Annotated in this window: 1 rRNA gene; it reads left to right on the plus strand. The window is 52.6% G+C overall.

Going from position 1 to position 293, the window contains the following annotated elements:
* Positions 1-293 (plus strand): 16S ribosomal RNA (locus BJI47_RS00010); the annotation flags it as partial.

Here is a 293-nt window from a genome sequence, read left to right on the forward strand (position 1 = left end):
GGCTAACTCCGTGCCAGCAGCCGCGGTAATACGGAGGGAGCTAGCGTTATTCGGAATTACTGGGCGTAAAGCGCACGTAGGCGGCTTTGTAAGTTAGAGGTGAAAGCCTGGAGCTCAACTCCAGAATTGCCTTTAAGACTGCATCGCTTGAATCCAGGAGAGGTGAGTGGAATTCCGAGTGTAGAGGTGAAATTCGTAGATATTCGGAAGAACACCAGTGGCGAAGGCGGCTCACTGGACTGGTATTGACGCTGAGGTGCGAAAGCGTGGGGAGCAAACAGGATTAGATACCC

This window comes from Rhodococcus sp. 1168, assembly GCF_002091955.1.
GTDB lineage: Bacteria > Actinomycetota > Actinomycetes > Mycobacteriales > Mycobacteriaceae > Rhodococcoides.